Source organism: Nocardioides marinquilinus, from assembly GCF_039543705.1.
GTDB lineage: Bacteria > Actinomycetota > Actinomycetes > Propionibacteriales > Nocardioidaceae > Nocardioides > Nocardioides marinquilinus.
This window is the reverse complement of record NZ_BAABKG010000002.1, coordinates 855,623-872,733: the sequence shown is the minus strand read 5'-3', so window position 1 is coordinate 872,733 and position 17,111 is coordinate 855,623. Positions and strand designations below refer to the sequence as shown.

15 protein-coding genes are annotated in these 17,111 nt (G+C 73.3%); 11 read left to right on the top strand and 4 right to left on the bottom strand.

Annotation, left to right across the window (positions count from 1 at the left end):
- The first annotated feature begins 17 nt into the window (after positions 1-17).
- Genes ABEA04_RS10225 through ABEA04_RS10215 form a run of 3 tightly spaced genes read left to right on the top strand, consistent with a single transcriptional unit; the run spans position 18 to position 3,385 of the window.
- Positions 18-983 (top strand): GDP-mannose 4,6-dehydratase, encoded by a 966-nt coding sequence (locus ABEA04_RS10225; protein WP_345457857.1) that lies wholly within the window; start codon positions 18-20, stop codon positions 981-983.
- 9 nt (positions 984-992) lie between these two features.
- Positions 993-1,994, top strand: coding sequence for a dTDP-glucose 4,6-dehydratase (rfbB, locus tag ABEA04_RS10220; RefSeq protein ID WP_345457854.1), 1,002 nt, complete (start codon positions 993-995; stop codon positions 1,992-1,994).
- Complete coding sequence (locus ABEA04_RS10215; protein ID WP_345457851.1) at positions 1,991-3,385, top strand: sugar nucleotide-binding protein; 1,395 nt, start codon at positions 1,991-1,993, stop codon at positions 3,383-3,385. The genes rfbB and ABEA04_RS10215 overlap by 4 nt, the downstream gene beginning before the upstream one ends.
- A gap of 21 nt (positions 3,386-3,406) precedes the next feature.
- Here ABEA04_RS10215 and ABEA04_RS10210 read toward each other — a convergent pair whose 3' ends face one another.
- The 3 genes from ABEA04_RS10210 to ABEA04_RS10200 form a co-directional block, all read right to left on the bottom strand.
- Positions 3,407-3,697, bottom strand: a complete 291-nt coding sequence (locus ABEA04_RS10210) for a DUF2516 family protein (protein WP_345457848.1) — start codon at positions 3,695-3,697, stop codon at positions 3,407-3,409.
- Between the two features lie 92 nt (positions 3,698-3,789).
- Positions 3,790-4,431, bottom strand: coding sequence for a hypothetical protein (locus tag ABEA04_RS10205; protein WP_345457845.1), 642 nt, complete (start codon positions 4,429-4,431; stop codon positions 3,790-3,792).
- A 5-nt stretch (positions 4,432-4,436) separates the two neighbouring features.
- Positions 4,437-4,811 (bottom strand): helix-turn-helix domain-containing protein, encoded by a 375-nt coding sequence (locus ABEA04_RS10200; protein ID WP_345457842.1) that lies wholly within the window; start codon positions 4,809-4,811, stop codon positions 4,437-4,439.
- Positions 4,812-5,042: 231 nt separating this feature from the next.
- On the opposite strand from ABEA04_RS10200, the gene ABEA04_RS10195 reads away from it, so the two are divergent.
- A complete protein-coding gene (locus ABEA04_RS10195; protein WP_345457839.1) occupies positions 5,043-5,396 on the top strand; it encodes a GIY-YIG nuclease family protein in 354 nt (117 codons plus the stop codon).
- Between the two features lie 446 nt (positions 5,397-5,842).
- On the opposite strand, the gene ABEA04_RS10190 is transcribed toward ABEA04_RS10195, so the two are convergent.
- On the bottom strand, positions 5,843-6,784 hold the full coding sequence (locus ABEA04_RS10190; RefSeq protein WP_345457836.1) for an asparaginase: 942 nt from the start codon (positions 6,782-6,784) through the stop codon (positions 5,843-5,845).
- 40 nt (positions 6,785-6,824) lie between these two features.
- On the opposite strand from ABEA04_RS10190, the gene cysC reads away from it, so the two are divergent.
- The 7 genes from cysC (at position 6,825) to cysN (ending at position 16,972) form a co-directional block, all read left to right on the top strand.
- Positions 6,825-8,072: an adenylyl-sulfate kinase gene (gene cysC, locus ABEA04_RS10185; protein WP_345457833.1), complete on the top strand. Its 1,248-nt coding sequence runs from the start codon at positions 6,825-6,827 to the stop codon at positions 8,070-8,072.
- Positions 8,073-8,136: 64 nt separating this feature from the next.
- Complete coding sequence (locus ABEA04_RS10180) at positions 8,137-9,189, top strand: sulfite exporter TauE/SafE family protein (protein ID WP_345457830.1); 1,053 nt, start codon at positions 8,137-8,139, stop codon at positions 9,187-9,189.
- A gap of 16 nt (positions 9,190-9,205) precedes the next feature.
- Positions 9,206-10,366, top strand: a complete 1,161-nt coding sequence (manA, locus tag ABEA04_RS10175; protein WP_345458281.1) for a mannose-6-phosphate isomerase, class I — start codon at positions 9,206-9,208, stop codon at positions 10,364-10,366.
- 697 nt (positions 10,367-11,063) lie between these two features.
- A complete protein-coding gene (locus tag ABEA04_RS10170; RefSeq protein WP_345457827.1) occupies positions 11,064-11,279 on the top strand; it encodes a hypothetical protein in 216 nt (71 codons plus the stop codon).
- A complete protein-coding gene (locus ABEA04_RS10165; protein WP_345457825.1) occupies positions 11,276-14,563 on the top strand; it encodes a M1 family metallopeptidase in 3,288 nt (1,095 codons plus the stop codon). The genes ABEA04_RS10170 and ABEA04_RS10165 overlap by 4 nt, the downstream gene beginning before the upstream one ends.
- 163 nt (positions 14,564-14,726) lie before the next feature.
- Positions 14,727-15,641 carry a sulfate adenylyltransferase subunit CysD gene (cysD, locus tag ABEA04_RS10160; RefSeq protein WP_345457823.1) on the top strand — a complete coding sequence of 305 codons (915 nt, stop codon included), beginning with the start codon at positions 14,727-14,729 and terminating at the stop codon, positions 15,639-15,641.
- A complete protein-coding gene (gene cysN, locus ABEA04_RS10155; RefSeq protein WP_345457820.1) occupies positions 15,641-16,972 on the top strand; it encodes a sulfate adenylyltransferase subunit CysN in 1,332 nt (443 codons plus the stop codon). The genes cysD and cysN overlap by 1 nt, the downstream gene beginning before the upstream one ends.
- Positions 16,973-17,111: the final 139 nt, after the last annotated feature.

Below are 17,111 nucleotides of genomic sequence, written 5' to 3'. Positions count from 1 at the left end.
GAGCTGCGAGTGACCCCGTGACCCGCGCGTTCGTCACCGGCGTCGGCGGCCAGGACGGCGGCTACCTGGCCGAGGCGCTGCTGGCGCGCGGGGACGACGTCCACGCGCTGGTGCTTCACGCCGAGCGCGACGCGCCGCTGCCGGACGGCGTCCAGCGCCACGTCGGCGACGTGACCGACGTCGAGGCGACGCGGCGGCTGCTGCTCGACCTCGCGCCCGACGAGGTCTACAACCTGGCCGCCATCAGCTCGGTCGCGCACTCGTGGGAGTGGCCCGACCTCGCGGCGCTGGTGAACGGGACGGCGGCCGTGGCGCTGCTCGAGTCGGCCCACCAGCTGCAGCGCACCGGTCACGCGGTGCGGTTCGTGCAGGCCTCGAGCGCGGAGGTCTTCGGCCAGCCCGACACCTCGCCGCAGGACGAGTCGACGCCGGTGCGCCCGGTGAACCCCTACGGCGCCGCCAAGGCCTACGCCCACCTGATGACCGGCGTCTACCGCCACCGCGGCCTGCACGCCTCGAGCCTGGTGCTCTACAACCACGAGTCGCCGCGGCGTCCGGCGCACTTCGTGACCCGCAAGATCACCCGCGGCGTCGCCGAGATCGCCACCGGACGACGCGACCGCCTCTGGCTCGGCAACCTCGACGCCCGCCGTGACTGGGGCTGGGCCCCCGACTACGTCGCCGCGATGGTCGCGGCCGCCGGGGCGGAGGCGCCGGACGACTACGTGGTCGCCACCGGCGAGGCGCACGCGGTGCGCGACCTCGTGGCGACGGCGTTCGCGCACGTGGGCATCGACGACTGGGAGCCCCTGGTCGCGGTCGACCCCGACCTCATCCGCCCCGCCGACGCCGCGCTGCTCGTGGGCGACGCGTCGCGGGCCCGCGAGCGGCTCGGCTGGCGGCCGACGGCCACGTTCGAGCAGGTCGTGGCGCGCATGGTCGACGCCGACCTCGGGGCCGACGGTCGCGCCGAGCCCGCCTAGGGTGACGCCGTGCAGCGCATCCTGGTCACCGGCGGCGCCGGCTTCATCGGCTCCAACTTCGTCCACCACCTCGTCGACCACACCGACGCGGTGGTCACCGTGCTCGACAAGCTCACCTACGCGGCGTCCACCGACGCGCTCGAGGGACTGCCCGAGGGGCGGGTCTCGCTGGTGGTGGGCGACGTCGCCGACCAGCCGCTGGTGCACGAGCTCGTGGGCCGACACGACGCCGTCGTCCACTTCGCGGCCGAGTCGCACAACGACAACTCGCTCACCGAGCCGGGGCCGTTCATCCAGACCAACATCGTCGGCACGTTCTGCCTGCTCGAGGCGGCGCGGCAGCACGGCGTCCGGCTGCACCACGTCTCGACCGACGAGGTCTACGGCGACCTCGAGCTCGACGACCCGCAGCGGTTCACCGAGCACACGCCCTACAACCCGAGCAGCCCCTACAGCGCCGCGAAGGCCGGCTCCGACCACCTGGTGCGGGCGTGGGTGCGCTCGTTCGGCGTGACGGCCACCATCAGCAACTGCTCGAACAACTACGGGCCGTGGCAGCACGTCGAGAAGTTCATCCCGCGCCAGATCACCAACGTGCTCGACGGCGACCGGCCCAAGGTCTACGGCACCGGCACCAACGTGCGCGACTGGATCCACGCCGCCGACCACTCCGCCGCGGTGTGGACGATCCTCGAGCGCGGCCGCATCGGCGAGACCTACCTCATCGGCGCCGACGGCGAGAAGAACAACCTCGAGGTCGTCCGGCTGATCCTCGAGCAGCTCGGCCGCCCTGCCGACGACTACGACCTCGTCACCGACCGCGCCGGCCACGACCTGCGCTACGCCATCGACTCCACCAAGCTGCGCGACGAGCTGGGGTGGACGCCGTCCTACCGCGACTTCGAGGCCGGCCTGGCCGCGACCGTCGAGTGGTACCGCGACCACGAGGCCTGGTGGCGGCCGCACAAGGCGGCCACCGAGGCCGGCTACGCCGCCAAGGGACAGGCGTGAGCGACCTCGCCGTCGAGACCACCGCGATCCCCGGGCTGCTCGTCGTCCGGCTGCCGGTGCACGCCGACGCGCGCGGCTGGTTCAAGGAGAACTGGCAGCGGGCGAAGATGACCGCACTCGGCCTGCCCGACTTCGAGCCGGTGCAGCACAACGTGGCCTTCAACGCCCGCCGCGGCACCACCCGCGGCGTGCACACCGAGCCGTGGGACAAGTTCGTCTCGGTCACCGGCGGCCGCGCGTTCGGCGCGTGGGTCGACATGCGCGAGGGCGACTCGTTCGGCACCGTGGTCACCTGCGAGCTCGACCCGGCGACGGCGGTCTTCGTGCCGCGCGGGGTCGGCAACAGCTACCAGACCCTCGACGACGCCGTCGCCTACACCTACCTGGTCAACGACCACTGGCGCGCCGGTGAGGCCTACCCCGCCCTCGACCTCGCCGACCCCGACGCCGCGATCGCCTGGCCGATCCCGCTCGCCGAGGCCGAGGTGTCGGAGAAGGACCGCAGCCAGCCGCGGCTGGCCGAGGTGACGCCGATGGCGCCGCGCACCCCGCTGGTGCTCGGCGCGAACGGGCAGGTCGGGCGCGCCCTCCTCGCCGCCCTGCCCGGCGCGGTGGGCGTGGGCCGCGACGAGCTCGACGTCACCGACGCCGACGCGGTGGCGGCCTGGCCGTGGCACCGGCACGACGTCGTCCTCAACGCCGCCGCCTACACCGCCGTCGACGCCGCCGAGACCCCCGAGGGCCGCCCGGCGGCCTGGGCGGCCAACGCCGCGGCGCCCGCCGCGCTGGCGCGGGTCGCCGACGCGCACCGGCTGACGCTGGTGCACTACTCCACCGAGTACGTCTTCGACGGCACCCGCGGCGACCACGTCGAGTCCGAGCCGGTCTCGCCGCTGGGCGTCTACGCGCAGTCGAAGGCGGCCGGCGAGCTGGCGGCGACGACCGCGAAGCGGCACTACGTGCTGCGCACCTCGTGGGTGGTCGGCGAGGGCGGCAACTTCGTGCGCACGATGGCGAGGCTGGCCGCCGGCGGCGTCTCGCCCTCGGTGGTCGACGACCAGGTCGGGCGGCTCACCTTCGCCGACGAGCTGGTGCGCGCAACCCGCCACCTGCTCGACGCCACGCCGGAGCGGGCGCCGTACGGCGTCTACCACGTCAGCAACGGCGGCGAGCCGACGACGTGGGCCGACGTCGCGGCGGCGGTCTTCGAGGCCGCCGGGCGCGACCCGGGCGACGTCGTCCGGGTGAGCACGGCGGAGTACGCCGCCGGCAAGACCCTCGCGCCGCGGCCGGCGCGCAGCGACTTCGACCTCGCCAAGCTGCGCTCGACCGGCTTCGAGCCGGCCGAGGCGCTGCCAGCGCTGCGGCGGTACGTCGCCGGGCTGGGCTGAGCCGGGCGGCTCAGTTGCGGCTCAGCGGCGGCGCAGGGAGGCGAGCGCGGGGCGCACGTCGGCGAGGTACACCAGCGCGGCCACGAGCATGATGATGTTGACCAGCACCAGGCCGATCGGCACCAGCTGCAGCACCACGCCCAGGCCGAGGATGATCGTCCACGCCGGCTTGGTGAGCTTGCCGGCGGCCTCGTAGGACTCCGCCGACCAGAGCAGCGAGTTGATGAAGGCGTAGATCGCGATCACGAGGATCACGAAGGCGATCACGAGGCGCACGATGCCCTCGACCTCGAAGACGTTCAGACCACCCATAGTGCGGTCAGGCTAGCGGCCCGGACGTGGCGGGACCCCCGCAGCGCGCGGCTGCGGGGGTCCCGGGGTGGTGCGTCGTGGTGCGGGAGAGGTCAGGACGCGCTGGTCGTGGCCTTCTCGGTGGCCTTCTCGACGGTCTTCTCGGCGGTCGCCTTGGCGGCGGTGGCCTTGTCGGAGACGGTCTTCGTGGCCGGGGCCTTCTTGGCGGTGGTCTTCTTCGCGGTGGTCTTCTTGGCCGTGGTCTTCTTGGCGGCCGGCTTGCGCGTGGTCGTCGTGCCCGAGGTGGTGGCCGAGGCCTTGGCGCCGACGGGCTTGGTGGCGCTCTTGCGGGCGGCCGGGTTGGTGGTGTTCACCTTGACCTCGACGGTGGCCGACGACGGCAGCTTGGTGCCCTTGACGACGGCCTCGCCGCGCTTGGCCAGGTCGCTGTAGGTGCCGGTGACGGTGCCGGTCAGCGCGGCGACGTTGTCGTTCACGCGGGTCTGCACGCGGGTCGGGATGGCGAGCGCCTCGTTCTGCAGCTCGGCGACGCGGTTCTCGACGGTGCCGCGCAGCTTCTTGGCGTTGAGGTCGGAGACCTGCTTCTGGTAGCCCGAGATGCGCTTGCTGACGTCGGCGACGTACTCGCGGACCGCGGTGACGGCGAGGTCACCAGCGCCGACACCGGCGTAGACGGGCTTCTGGGCGGCGGCGGGCAGCTCGATCGAACGGAAGTCGATGCGGGTCTTGGCCATGGTGATCACTTCTCCTCTGTGGGTTGGTCGTTGAGGGCGAGGAAGGACTGGTACACGTCGAGCAGCGACTGCTTCTGCCGTTCGGTGAGCCCCGGGTCGGCCAGCACGGCCAGCTCGACCGTGCTCGTCGTCCCCGGCTCCGGGCTGACGATCCCCGCCCGGAGGTACAGCTGCTCGGCGGAGATCCGCAGCGCCTTCGCGATCTGCTGCAGGACGTCGGCCGACGGCTTGCGCAGTCCGCGCTCGATCTGGCTCAGGTACGGGTTGGAGACCCCTGCCTGCTGCGCCAGCTGACGCAGCGAGAGCCGCGACGCGAGCCGCTGCTCCTTGAGGTAGTCACCGAGCGACTCGACCGTCTGCCCGACCTTCCCCTTTGCCATACCCCCACTGTGCTAGCAACAGCTAGCACTTTGCAAACTCAGCAAGCGTGGGCTTGTTCACACGTTCGCCCACCCCAAAGTGCTTGTCGAAGGGCCCACCGGACCACGGACCCTGAGCCTGTCGAAGGGAAAACCGCCACGAAACGTCCACAGGTGGCTCCCGCGTCGGAGTTCTTCACAGGTCCTCTGTCACCCCTCGCGACGACGATGACGGCGACCCACCCTGGCGCGATGCCCTTCACCTACATCCTCGAGTGCAGCGACGGCAGCTACTACGTCGGCAGCACGTGGGACCTCGACCGCCGTCTCGCCCAGCACCACAACGGAGAAGGCCCGACCTACGTCCGCAGGCGACGTCCGTTCCGCCTCGCGTGGTGCCACCAGAGCTCGAGCATCCGGCAGTGCTTCGAGCTCGAGCAGCAGATCAAGGGGTGGCGACGCGAGAAGAGGGAGGCCCTGATGGAGGGGCGCTTCGAAGACCTCCCCGAGCTGGCACGCAGCGTGGTCGATGGGCAGGACGACGTCGCGGAGATGGACGATGGCGAGTCGCACCCCGGCCGCCCGACCGCACCACACGGACCCTGAGCCTGTCGAAGGGCACCCGACCACAGGACCACAGAAGCCCCTTCGACAAGCTCAGGGCCCGTGTGGCCGAGCCAGAGCGAAGCTCACGTCCACAGCCCGACCGCACCACGCGGACCCTGAGCCTGTCGAAGGCACCGGACCACAGCACCACAGAAGCCCCTTCGACAAGCTCAGGGCCCGTGAACGCAGGTCCGCGTCGACCTCACGCCCCTTCGACAAGCTCAGGGCCCGTGTGGCCGAGCCAGAGCGAAGCTCACGTCCACAGCCCGACCGCACCACACGGACCTGAGCCTGTCGAAGGGCACCAGCCCACAGGACGACAGGAGCCCCTTCGACAAGCTCAGGGCCCGTGAGCTCGGGTCCGCGACGACCTCCCGACCCTTCGACAAGCTCGGGGCCCGTGGGGTCGGTGCGCGGTCCCGGCCCTTCGACGAGCTCGGGGTCCGTCAGAGGGTGGCGCGGATCTCGCCGACGGGGACGCCGCCGCCGAGGACGGGGAGGGTGCCGGTGGCGCGGACGGCGTCGGAGTCGACGCCGCAGCGGGCGAGGGCGGCGGCCATGACGACGGGGCGGGCGCGGGGGGCGCCGTCGTCCACCTTGAGCGCGACCGCACGGCCGTCGGGCAGGGCGACGGCGTAGCAGGACTCGGCGCCGGCCTTGCCGATGGCGCCGGGGATCGCGCGCAGCAGGGTCAGCTCGTCGCGGCGGGTGCCGGAGACGAACTCGGGATGGCGGCGGATGGCCTCGGCCACGCGGCGCTCGGGGCCGTCGTCCGCGACCGCCAGGCGCCGGAACGCCCGGGCGAGGCCGACGAGCGAGGTCGAGAGCAGCGGCGCACCGCACCCGTCGACCGCCACCACCTCGACCGGCTCACCGGTCGCCTCGGCGAACGTCTCGGCGATCGCGACCTGCAGGGGGTGTGCGGCGTCGCGGTAGGTGGCCAGGTCCCAGCCGTTGAGCACGCAGGTGGCGAGCATCGCGGCGTGCTTGCCCGAGCAGTTCATCGAGATCGCGTCGGGCTCGCGGCCCTCGCGCAGCGCCTCGGCCCGGGCGGCGTCGTCCAGCGGGTGGTCGGGCGGGGTCTGCAGCGCGCTCGCGTCGAGCCCGGCGGAGTCGAGGATGCGGCGCACGCCGTCGAGGTGGAACGGCTCGCCGGAGTGCGAGGCGCACGCCAGCGCGAGCAGGTCGTCGGGCAGGTCGAGCCCGGCCCGCACCATGCCGAGCGCCTGCAGCGGCTTGTTGCACGAGCGCGGCAGGACGGCGGTCTCGACCGCGCCGACCGACCAGTCCACCGACCCGTCGGGCGCCAGCGCGACCACCGACCCGTAGTGGTGGCCCTCCACGAACCCGGAGCGGACGATCTCGGCGACGACGACGGGGCTGACCACACCCCGAGGCTAGCCACGCCGCTTTGGCAGGATGACGCCCGTGTCGAGCCCCGCCCCCGTGCCGCAGCACTACCCCTCCCCCCGCGAGCTCGACGACCTCGAGCTGCTCGCCACCGGCGCGCTCTCCCCGCACGACGGCTTCGGCGCCCCCGGCAGCCCGCTCACCCTCGACCTGCCCGAGGCGCTGCGCGACGCGCCCGTCGTCGAGCTGGTCGACCCCGAGGGCCTGCCGCTGGCCCGCGTGCACCGCGAGGACGACGGACGCCGCCGCGTCGAGCCGCTCGCGCGGCCCGAGTACGGCCCGTTCCGCCGCCTGTACCTCTCCCCCGCCCAGGTGCGCGAGCAGCACGCCGGCCGCACGGTCGTGCCGGTCACCGGCCCGCTGACCCGCCGCGACCTCGACGCTCTCGCCGGCCTCGGCCCCACCGTGCTGCTCGCCCTCGTCGGCCACGGCACCGCCGAGCTCTCGCCGGTCGCCACGCTGCGGGCCACGCTGCGCGCCGCCGCCGCCCTGCCCGACGCGGTCGTGGTCGCCGTCCCGCTGGCCGCGCACGGCGACGCGGACGCCGACCACGGGCTCGGCGTCCGGGTGGTCGAGGCGTACGCCGGCGGCGACCCCGTCCACGCGCTCGCCGAGACCGACGGCGCCGAGGACGAGCACGACGACGGCGACGACTACCCCGACGACGTCGCCGAGGTCGTCGACGCCGACCGCCCCGCCCCCGACGAGGTGGGCCTGGTGCTGTTCTTCACCGGTCTCTCGGGCAGCGGCAAGTCGACGCTGGCCCGCGCGCTGGTCGACCGGCTGCTCGAGCAGGGACGGCGCACCGTGACCAGCCTCGACGGCGACGTCGTGCGCCGCCAGCTCTCCGCCGGCCTCACCTTCAGCAAGGCCGACCGCGAGACCAACATCCGCCGCATCGGCTGGGTCGCCGCCGAGATCGCCCGCCACGGCGGCGTCGCCGTCTGCAGCCCGATCGCGCCGTTCGACGAGACCCGGCAGCAGGTGCGCGCCATGGTCGACGACGCGGGCGGCCGGTTCTTCCTGATCCACGTCGCGACCCCGCTCGAGGAGTGCGAGCGCCGCGACCGCAAGGGTCTCTACGCCAAGGCCCGCCGCGGCGAGATCCCCGAGTTCACCGGCATCTCCTCCCCCTACGAGGAGCCGGACGACGCCGACGTGCGCGTCGACACCACCGGCCGCACCATCGACGACGCGCTCGGCGACGTCGTCGACGCGCTCGCGGCGGGCGGCTGGGTCGACGTCCGCGTCCGCGCGAACGGGTGAGCGGGAGCACCAACACGCCGCCGATGCTCGCTACCCGGCGTCCGGCCTGAGAGGATCTGCCCCCGTGTCCGAGTTGCTCACAGGCGCCGCCCTGTCCATCCTCGCCGCCGGCTTCCTCGTCGGCATCGTGGTCGGTCTCACCGGCATGGGCGGCGGGGCGCTGATGACGCCCGCCCTGCTGTTCCTCGGCGCCGGGTCGGGCGAGGCCGCGACCGTCGTCGCGGCCGACCTCACCGCCGCCGCGGTCTACAAGACCGGGGGCGCCGTCGTCCACGCCAAGGAGGGCTCGCCCAACCTGACGCTGGCGAAGTGGCTGATCCTCGGGTCGGTGCCGTTCGCGCTGCTCGGGCCGTACGCCGTCAAGGCGCTCACCGACGACCCCGACCAGCTCGACTTCGTGCTCAAGATGTCGATCGGCTTCGCGCTGCTGCTGGCCGCCCTCACCTACGCGCTGCGGCTCTACATCAACCTGCGCCGGGTGCGCACCGGCGGCGCGCTGGGCGAGGAGAACCCCCGCATCCGGCCGCTGGCCACGCTGCTCGTCGGCGCCCTCGGCGGCCTGCTCGTCGGCGTCACCAGCGTCGGCTCCGGCTCGGTCATCATGGTCGCGCTGCTCATGCTCTACCCCGGCCTGTCGGCCGTCCGCCTCGTCGGCACCGACCTCGTGCAGGCCGTGCCGCTCGTGCTGGCCGCCGCCATCTCGAACGTCGCCATCCACGGCCTCGACTGGAACCTGCTCATCCCGCTCGTCATCGGCTCGGTGCCCGGCACCATCATCGGCAGCCGCATCGCCCCGCGCGTGCCGCAGTCGTTCATCCGCCGCGGCATCGTCGTCGTGCTGACGATGTCGGGCGTCGCGCTGCTCGACAAGGCCGGCTGGGCGCCGCTCGGCGAGGACGAGACCCACCCGGTGCTCATCGCCGGCGTCGGCCTGGCGATGGTCGTGCTCGTGCCGCTGGTGTGGGGGCTGCTGCGCAAGGAGCAGGGCCTGCCGATGTTCGGGGCGCCGTACGTCGCCGAGCTCGAGGGCGTCACGCCACCCGAGGGCGCGGACGCCGGCACCCCGGCCCCGCGCCGGGGCCGCTCCTCCGGCCGCGACGAGAACCGGAGCACGTGACCCTCCCGTGTTCGTGATGCGCAACCCGGTGCGTGACTACGCCTGGGGCTCCACCACCCGCCTCGCCCGGTTCCTCGACCGCACGCCGACCGGCGACCCCGAGGCCGAGCTGTGGATCGGCGCGCACGAGGGCGACCCCTCCCTGCTGCCCGACGGACGACGGCTCGACGAGGCCATCGCCGACGACCCCGCCGCCCTCCTCGGCGACGCCTGCCACGACGACTTCGGCGGCCGGCTGCCGTTCCTGATGAAGGTGCTCGCCGTCGACCGGCCCCTCTCGCTGCAGGTGCACCCCAGCGCCGAGCAGGCCCGACGCGGCCACGAGCGCGAGGACGGCGCCGGCCTCGCCCTCGGCGCCCCGCAGCGCAACTACAAGGACCCCTGGCACAAGCCCGAGCTGCTCGTCGCCCTCACCGAGTTCGAGGGCCTCGCCGGCTTCCGCGACCCCGCGGCGTCGGCGCGGCTGCTGCGCCTGCTCGACGCCGCCTGGTCCGCCGAGACCGCCGGGCGGCTCGAGCGCGAGCCGCTGCGCGACGTCGTCACCGACACCCTCCGGCTCGGCGGCGAGACGCTCGTGGACGTCGTCCGCGAGGTCGGCGAGCAGGCCCGGCTGGTGGCCGGCACCGCCGAGGGCGAGGCCGCGCGCACGCTGTCCCGCGTCGGCGAGCTGGCCCTGGCCTACCCCGGCGACGCCGGCGTGCTGGTCGCGCTGCTGCTCAACAACGTGCTGCTGGCGCCGGGCGAGGCGATGTTCGTCGACGCCGGTGTCGTGCACGCCTACTTCGGCGGGTTCGGCCTCGAGATCATGGCGTCGTCCGACAACGTGCTGCGCGCCGGACTCACGCCCAAGCACATGGACGTCGCCGAGCTGCTGTCGGTGACCGACCTGCGGGCGGTGCCGCCGCCGCGCTGGGAGCCCGCCGAGCGCGGCCCCGACCACGTCGTCCTGCGTCCGCCGGTGGCCGAGTTCGTGCTCACCGTCGGCCGCCCGCCGCTGCGCGACCTGCCGGCGACCGGGCCCCGCGTCGTCCTGGCGCTGGAGGGCGAGGTGACCGTGAGCGCGGCGCACGAGCGGCTGACGCTGCGCCGAGGCGAGGCGGCGTTCGTCGCGCACGCCGACGGCGCGGTGGTGGTCGAGGGTGACGGCCGCGTCGCCGTCGGCTCGGTGCCGGAGTAGGCCCCACACGGTGGTCGAGGTGCGAGGCCGGCCACGGCCGAGCCTCAAGACCTGGCGAGGTCCATGCGAACGTTCGCGCGGAGGGCCCTTCGACAGGCTCAGGGTCCGTGTGGTCGGGCTGGCCCCGAAGGGCCAGAGGTCTCGAGGCTCGTCGCCAGGGCTCCTCACACCTCGACCATCGTGCGGTCCACTGATCTGACGGTGGCCGAGCCTCGAGACCTGGCGAGGTCCATGCGAACGTTCGCGGGGAGGGCCCTTCGACAAGCTCAGGGTCCGTGTGGCCGGGCTGGCCCCGAAGGGCCAGAGGTCTCGAGGCTCGTCGCCAGGGCTCCTCACACCTCGACCATCGTGCGGTCCAGTGATCCGACGGTGGTCGAGGTGCGAGGCCGGCCACGGCCGAGCCTCGAGACCTGGCGAGGTCCATGCGAACGTTCGCGCGGAGGGCCCTTCGACAGGCTCAGGGTCCGTGTGGCCGGGCTGGCCCCGAAGGGCCAGAGGTCTCGAGGCTCGTCGCCAGGGCTCCTCACACCTCGACCATCGTGCGGTCCACTGATCTGACGGTGGCCGAGCCTCGAGACCTGGCGAGGTCCATGCGAACGTTCGCGCGGAGGGCCCTTCGACAGGCTCAGGGTCCGTGTGGCCGGACTGGCCGCACGGACGCTGAGCCTGTCGAAGGGCCGCCGCCTACCCTCGACCCGTGCTCGACCGCCTGCTCCTCGCCTTCCTCGCGCTCGCCCAGACGATCCTGGCCTTCGCCGTCGTCATGAGCACCGGGCCCCACCGGGGTCGCACGATCGTCTCCTTCACCGAGACCCGCGGGCTGCACGTCATCGACGTCCCGGTGCTGGTGCTGTGGGTGCTGGGGATGGTGGCGTGCGGGGTGCTGGCGCGGCGGCGGGGCGGCGTCCGATGAGCACCCGCACCCGGGCCACGCTGCTGGCCACGACGCTGGCGCTCGCCGTCCTCGCGCTGCCGTCGACCCCGGCGCAGGCCGCCGACCCGGTCGCCGGCGCCCAGACCTCCGGCGACGTGCTGTTCCCGCACGTCGGCAACGGCGGCTACGACGTCGAGCACTACGACCTCGACCTCGCCTGGACGCCGGGCGCCACGCTCGCCGCCAGCACCATCGACGCCACCACCACGATCCGGGCCACCACCACCGGCGCCCCGCTTTCGTCGTACTCCCTCGACCTCGAGGGCACGGGCCTCGTGGTCCGGTCGGTGACGGTGAACGGCGCGCCGGCCGCCTTCAGCCGCGTGGAGAACGCCGCGATCACCAAGCACAAGCTGGTCGTGACGCCGTCCGCGCCGGTGTCGGGCCGCTTCACCACGGTCGTCGCCTACGACGGCGTCCCGAGCCGGCACGTCGACCCGGACGGCTCGTCCGAGGGCTGGAACGTCACCTCCGACGGCGCCACCTTCCTCAACCAGCCGATCGGCGCGATGACCGGCTTCCCGAACAACAACACGCCGACCGACAAGGCGACGTACACGATCGACGTCGACGTGCCGAACACGATCACCGCGGGCGGCACCACCGGCGCCGCGGCGGCGGCGTCCAACGGCGAGCTGGTCGCCCGCGAGCCCAGCGGCACCGGCCGGACGACGTGGCGCTGGGTGCAGCAGCGGCCGATGGCCACCGAGCTGGTGATGATCTCGATCGGCCGCTACGACGTGACCCAGTCGGCGATCACGCTGGCCAGCGGCCGCGTGCTCCCGGAGTGGAGCTTCGTCGACGCCTCGATCAGCGGCGCCACGAAGGCCACCATCGAGACCCAGCGACAGCGCCAGAAGGCGGTCATCGACGGCCTCGAGACGATCTTCGGCCCCTACCCCGGCGGCAGCACCGGCGTCGTGGTCGACGTCGTGCCGTCGACGATCGGCTACGCCCTCGAGACCCAGGACCGCTCGTTCTTCCCGGGCTCGATCGGCGGCAGCACGCTCGTGCACGAGATCGCTCACCAGTGGTTCGGCGACAACGTCTCGCCGACGGTCTGGAACGAGATCTGGATCGCCGAGGGCATGGGCACCTGGGCGCCCACCTACTACGCCCACGCGCTCGCGAGCCCCCCAACGAGCACCAGGTCGACCCACGCCGCCTACTACGGCGAGTGGGCCGGTGCCGACGCCACCGACTGGCAGAGCCCGCCCGGTGCCAAGACCGGCCCCGCGGCGCTCTACGACGAGTTCTCGACCTACACCCGGCCCGGCGTCATGTACGAGGCGCTCCGGCTGTCGGTGGGCGACGCCGCCTACGTCGCCTTCCTGAAGGAGTGGCAGCGCCGCTACGCCGGCCAGAGCCGCGGCTACGACGACTTCCTGGCCCTGGCCGAGGAGGTCACCGGTCGCGACCTCGACGCCTTCCTGCGCGACTGGGTGCTCGACGCCGACCGGCCGGCCTGGCCGCAGCGGCACGACCTCGGGCTGCGCTCCTCGGTCGCGGACGGCGCCACCCTCGCCCCGGGCGAGGTCGTCACCTACACGCTCTCCGCGGCCAACCTGGGCCGGGTGCCGCTCTCGCCCGCGGGCGGCACCGCGAGCGTGGCGCGGGTCGACCTCGCCGACGTGCTCGACGACGCCACGATCGACGCGGCGAGCCTGCCCGCGGGCCTCGCCCTCGACGGCACCACGCTCACCTGGACCGTGCCCACCACCGCCGTCGGCACGTTCGCCTCCGGCGCCGCGACGCCGACGGACCCCGCCCCCACGGCCACGGTGTCGTTCCCGGTCAGGGTGCGGACGACGGCGTCCCCCGGCGACCTGACCGCGACCGCCGCGCCGGTGACCCTGGGCGGCGTCTGCGGGCCGGTCGGCTGCACCCGCTCGGCGGCCGTCGTCGTCACGCAGCCGGTCAGCCCGTCGGCCGACCCGGTCGTCACCGGCACCCCGCGGGTCGACGTCCCACTGTCCGCGACGACGTCCGGCTGGGCCGACGGCACGACCTTCGACTACCGGTGGGCCGTCGGCGGCACCGACGTCGACGGCGCGACCGGCCCGACCTTCACCCCGCGCCCCGCGGACGCCGGCCGCGCGGTCACCGTGACCGTCACCGGGTCGAAGCCGGGCTCGGCGTCCGTCACCCGCACCAGCGCCCCCTCGGCCGCGGTGGCGCTCGGCGAGCCCACCACCGCCGCGCCGACCGTCACCGGCACGCCGCGCGTCGGCGTCGAGCTCACCGCGGCGCCGGGCGCCTGGACCCCCGGCACCGCCTTCGCCTACCGGTGGGCCGTCGGCGGCACCGACGTCGACGGCGCCACCGGCGCCACGTTCACCCCGCGGCCGGCCGACGCCGGGCGCACCGTCACCGTCACGGTCACCGGCACCCGCGACGGCTACGAGCCGGCCACCCGCACCAGCGAGCCCACCGGTCCGGTCGACGCCGGCACGCTCGCGCCGGCGCCGGTCCCGGCCGTGGTCGGCGACCCGGTCGTCGGGGTCGCGCTCACCGCCGTCCCCGGCACCTGGGACGACGGCGTCACGCTCGCCTACCAGTGGGCCGTCGGCGGCACCGACGTCGCCGGCGCCACCGACGCCACCTTCACGCCACGCCCCGCCGACGTCGGCGACACCGTCACCGTGGCCGTGACCGGCTCGAAGGACGGCTACGCCGCCGTGACCCGCATGAGCGAGCCGACCACCGCCGTCGCACCCGGCACGCTCGCCGCCACCCCGTCCCCCGCGGTCACCGGCACCCGCCAGGTCGGGCGCACGCTGACGGCGTCCACGGGCACCTGGGACGACGGCGTCGCGCTCGCCGTCCGGTGGCTGCGCGACGGCCTGCCGATCGCCGGCGCCACCGGTCGCACGCACACCCTCACGGCCGCGGACGCCGGTCGCCGCGTCTCGGTGCAGGTCACCGGGTCGCGGGACGGCTACGTGCCGGTCAGCCGCACCAGCGCCCCCGGCCCGGCCGTCGCGCGCGGGCAGCTGACCCGTCGTCCGACGCCCTCGATCACGGGCCGGCCGGTGGTCGGCCGGGCGCTGCGGGTGCGGCCCGGCGCCCACGACCCCGGCGTCACCCTGCGCGTGCGGTGGTACGTCGGCGACCGCGCCGTGACCGGCGCCCGGGGCGCCGCCGCCACCTTCACCCCGCGCCGCACCGAGCGCGGGCGGCGGGTCTCGGTCGAGGTCGTGGCCACCAAGCCCGGCTACGTCGCGCTGACCCGGCGCAGCGCCCGCACGGCGCCGGTCGCCTGAGCCCCCCACCACGTCGCCCGTCTCGCGGGCGGCGGGTCGGGAGGGCCTGGCACGCGGGACAAACTAGGGTGACCGGGTCGACATACTCGTCGCTTCGACCGGGGCTCGGGCTCCGTGGCACGATGACGGCTGCCCATCCGCGCGAGAGGTCCTTCCTTCACCGATGACAACCACGCACGCCGACTACCGGCTGAGCCAGCTCGATCAGCTGGAGGCCGAGTCGATCCACATCTTCCGTGAGGTCGCCGCCGAGTTCGAGAAGCCCGTCCTGATGTTCTCGGGCGGCAAGGACTCCATCGTCATGCTGCGGCTGGCCGAGAAGGCGTTCTTCCCCGCGAAGATCCCCTTCCCGATCATGCAGATCGACACCGGGCTCGACTTCCCCGAGGTCATGGAGACCCGCGACAACTGGGTCAACCGCCTCGGCGTCCGCCTCGTGGTCGCCAGCATCGACGACGCCATCGCCAACGGCGTGGTGGTCGACGACGGCAAGACCAGCCGCAACCGCATGCAGACCGGCACCCTGCTGAACGCCATCGAGGAGAACGGCTTCACCGCCGCCTTCGGTGGTGGTCGCCGCGACGAGGAGAAGGCCCGCGCCAAGGAGCGCGTCTACTCCCACCGCGACGAGTTCGGCCAGTGGGACCCCAAGAACCAGCGCCCCGAGCTGTGGAGCCTCTACAACGGCCGGCTCCACGAGGGCGAGCACATGCGGATCTTCCCGATCAGCAACTGGACCGAGCTCGACGTCTGGGACTACATCGGTCGCGAGGGCATCGAGATCCCGAACATCTACTACGCCCACCAGCGCCGCGTCTTCGTGCGCGACGGCATGCTGATGAGCGAGACCCCGCTCAACCCGACGCGCGACGGCGAGACCGTCGAGGAGCGCACCGTGCGCTTCCGCACCTGCGGTGACATCACGCTCACCGGCTGCGTCGAGTCCACCGCCTCGACGATCCCCGAGATCATCGAGGAGATCGCCGTCGCCAAGCTCACCGAGCGTGGCGCCACCCGTGGTGACGACCGGTTCTCCGAGGCCGCCATGGAGGACCGGAAGAAGGAGGGCTACTTCTGATGGCCACCGACAGCACCGAGAACACCACCGAGACCACCGACGGCGCCGAGCCCACCGTGGCCGGACTGGCCGGCCGCAACGCCGACCTGCTCCGCTTCGCCACCGCCGGCAGCGTGGACGACGGCAAGTCGACCCTGATCGGTCGCCTGCTGCTCGACTCCAAGTCGATCTTCGAGGACCAGCTGGAGGCCGTCGAGGCCACCTCGGCGTCCAAGGGCTACGACTACACCGACCTCGCGCTGCTCACCGACGGCCTGCGCTCCGAGCGCGAGCAGGGCATCACGATCGACGTGGCCTACCGCTACTTCGCGACGCCCTCGCGCAAGTTCATCATCGCCGACACCCCGGGCCACGTGCAGTACACGCGCAACATGGTCACCGGCGCCTCCACCGCCGACCTCGGCCTGGTGCTGGTCGACGCGCGGCAGGGCCTGACCGAGCAGTCGCGCCGCCACGCCGTCATCCTCTCGCTGCTGCGGGTGCCGCACCTGGTGCTGGCGGTCAACAAGATGGACCTCGTCGACTTCTCGCAGGAGGTCTACGAGAAGATCCACGCCGAGTTCACGCAGTTCGCGACCAAGCTGAACATCCCCGACCTCGAGGTCATCCCGATCTCGGCGCTCAACGGCGACAACGTGGTCACGCGCTCGGAGTCGATGGCCTGGTACTCCGGCCCGACGCTGATGCACCACCTCGAGCACGTGCACGTGGCCTCCGACCGCGACCTGGTCGACGTCCGGTTCCCGGTGCAGTACGTCGTGCGCCCGAAGTCCGACCAGCACCACGACTACCGCGGCTACGCGGGCCAGGTGGCCGGCGGCGTCCTGAAGCCGGGCGACGAGGTCGTCGTGCTGCCCTCGGGCATGACCTCGACCATCGAGGGCATCGACCTGTTCGACCGCGAGGTCGAGGAGGCCTTCCCGCCGATGTCGGTCACGGTGCGTCTGGCCGACGACGTCGACGTCTCGCGCGGCGACATGATCGCCCGGGTCAAGAACGCCCCGCAGCCCAGCCAGGACATCGACGCGATGGTCTGCTGGATGACGACCACGCCGCTCAAGCCGCGGCAGAAGCTGGCCATCAAGCACACCACCCGCACCGCGCGGGCGCTGGTGAAGGACATCCAGTACCGCCTCGACGTCAACTCGCTGCACCGCGACCAGGAGACGAAGGAGCTGGGCGTCAACGAGATCGGCCGCGTGCAGCTGCGCACCACGGTGCCGCTGCTGTGCGACCCCTACGCGCAGAACCGCACGACGGGCTCGTTCATCCTCATCGACGAGGCCACCGGCGTGACCGTCGGCGCCGGGATGATCAACTCCGGCACCTGAGCACCTGAACCGCCCTCTCGCCGCGAGAGGTCCACGGCCCGCCGGGCCGGCTCTCGAGCCGACCGGCGGGCCGTGTCGTTCCTGCGGTCAGGTGCGCCGAGCCAGGTCGCGCGTCCACCCGTCTAGACAGCTCGGGTGA

Excerpts from the sequence above, each read along its gene's own strand:
- ABEA04_RS10210 (WP_345457848.1), bottom strand. The coding sequence starts at position 3,697 with ATGGGTGGTCTGAACGTCTTCGAGGTCGAGGGCATCGTGCGCCTCGTG.
- ABEA04_RS10205 (WP_345457845.1), bottom strand. The coding sequence starts at position 4,431 with ATGGCCAAGACCCGCATCGACTTCCGTTCGATCGAGCTGCCCGCCGCC.
- ABEA04_RS10200 (WP_345457842.1), bottom strand. The coding sequence starts at position 4,811 with ATGGCAAAGGGGAAGGTCGGGCAGACGGTCGAGTCGCTCGGTGACTAC.
- ABEA04_RS10195 (WP_345457839.1), top strand. The coding sequence starts at position 5,043 with ATGCCCTTCACCTACATCCTCGAGTGCAGCGACGGCAGCTACTACGTC.
- manA (WP_345458281.1), top strand. The coding sequence starts at position 9,206 with ATGCGCAACCCGGTGCGTGACTACGCCTGGGGCTCCACCACCCGCCTC.
- ABEA04_RS10165 (WP_345457825.1), top strand. The coding sequence starts at position 11,276 with ATGAGCACCCGCACCCGGGCCACGCTGCTGGCCACGACGCTGGCGCTC.
- cysD (WP_345457823.1), top strand. The coding sequence starts at position 14,727 with ATGACAACCACGCACGCCGACTACCGGCTGAGCCAGCTCGATCAGCTG.
- cysN (WP_345457820.1), top strand. The coding sequence starts at position 15,641 with ATGGCCACCGACAGCACCGAGAACACCACCGAGACCACCGACGGCGCC.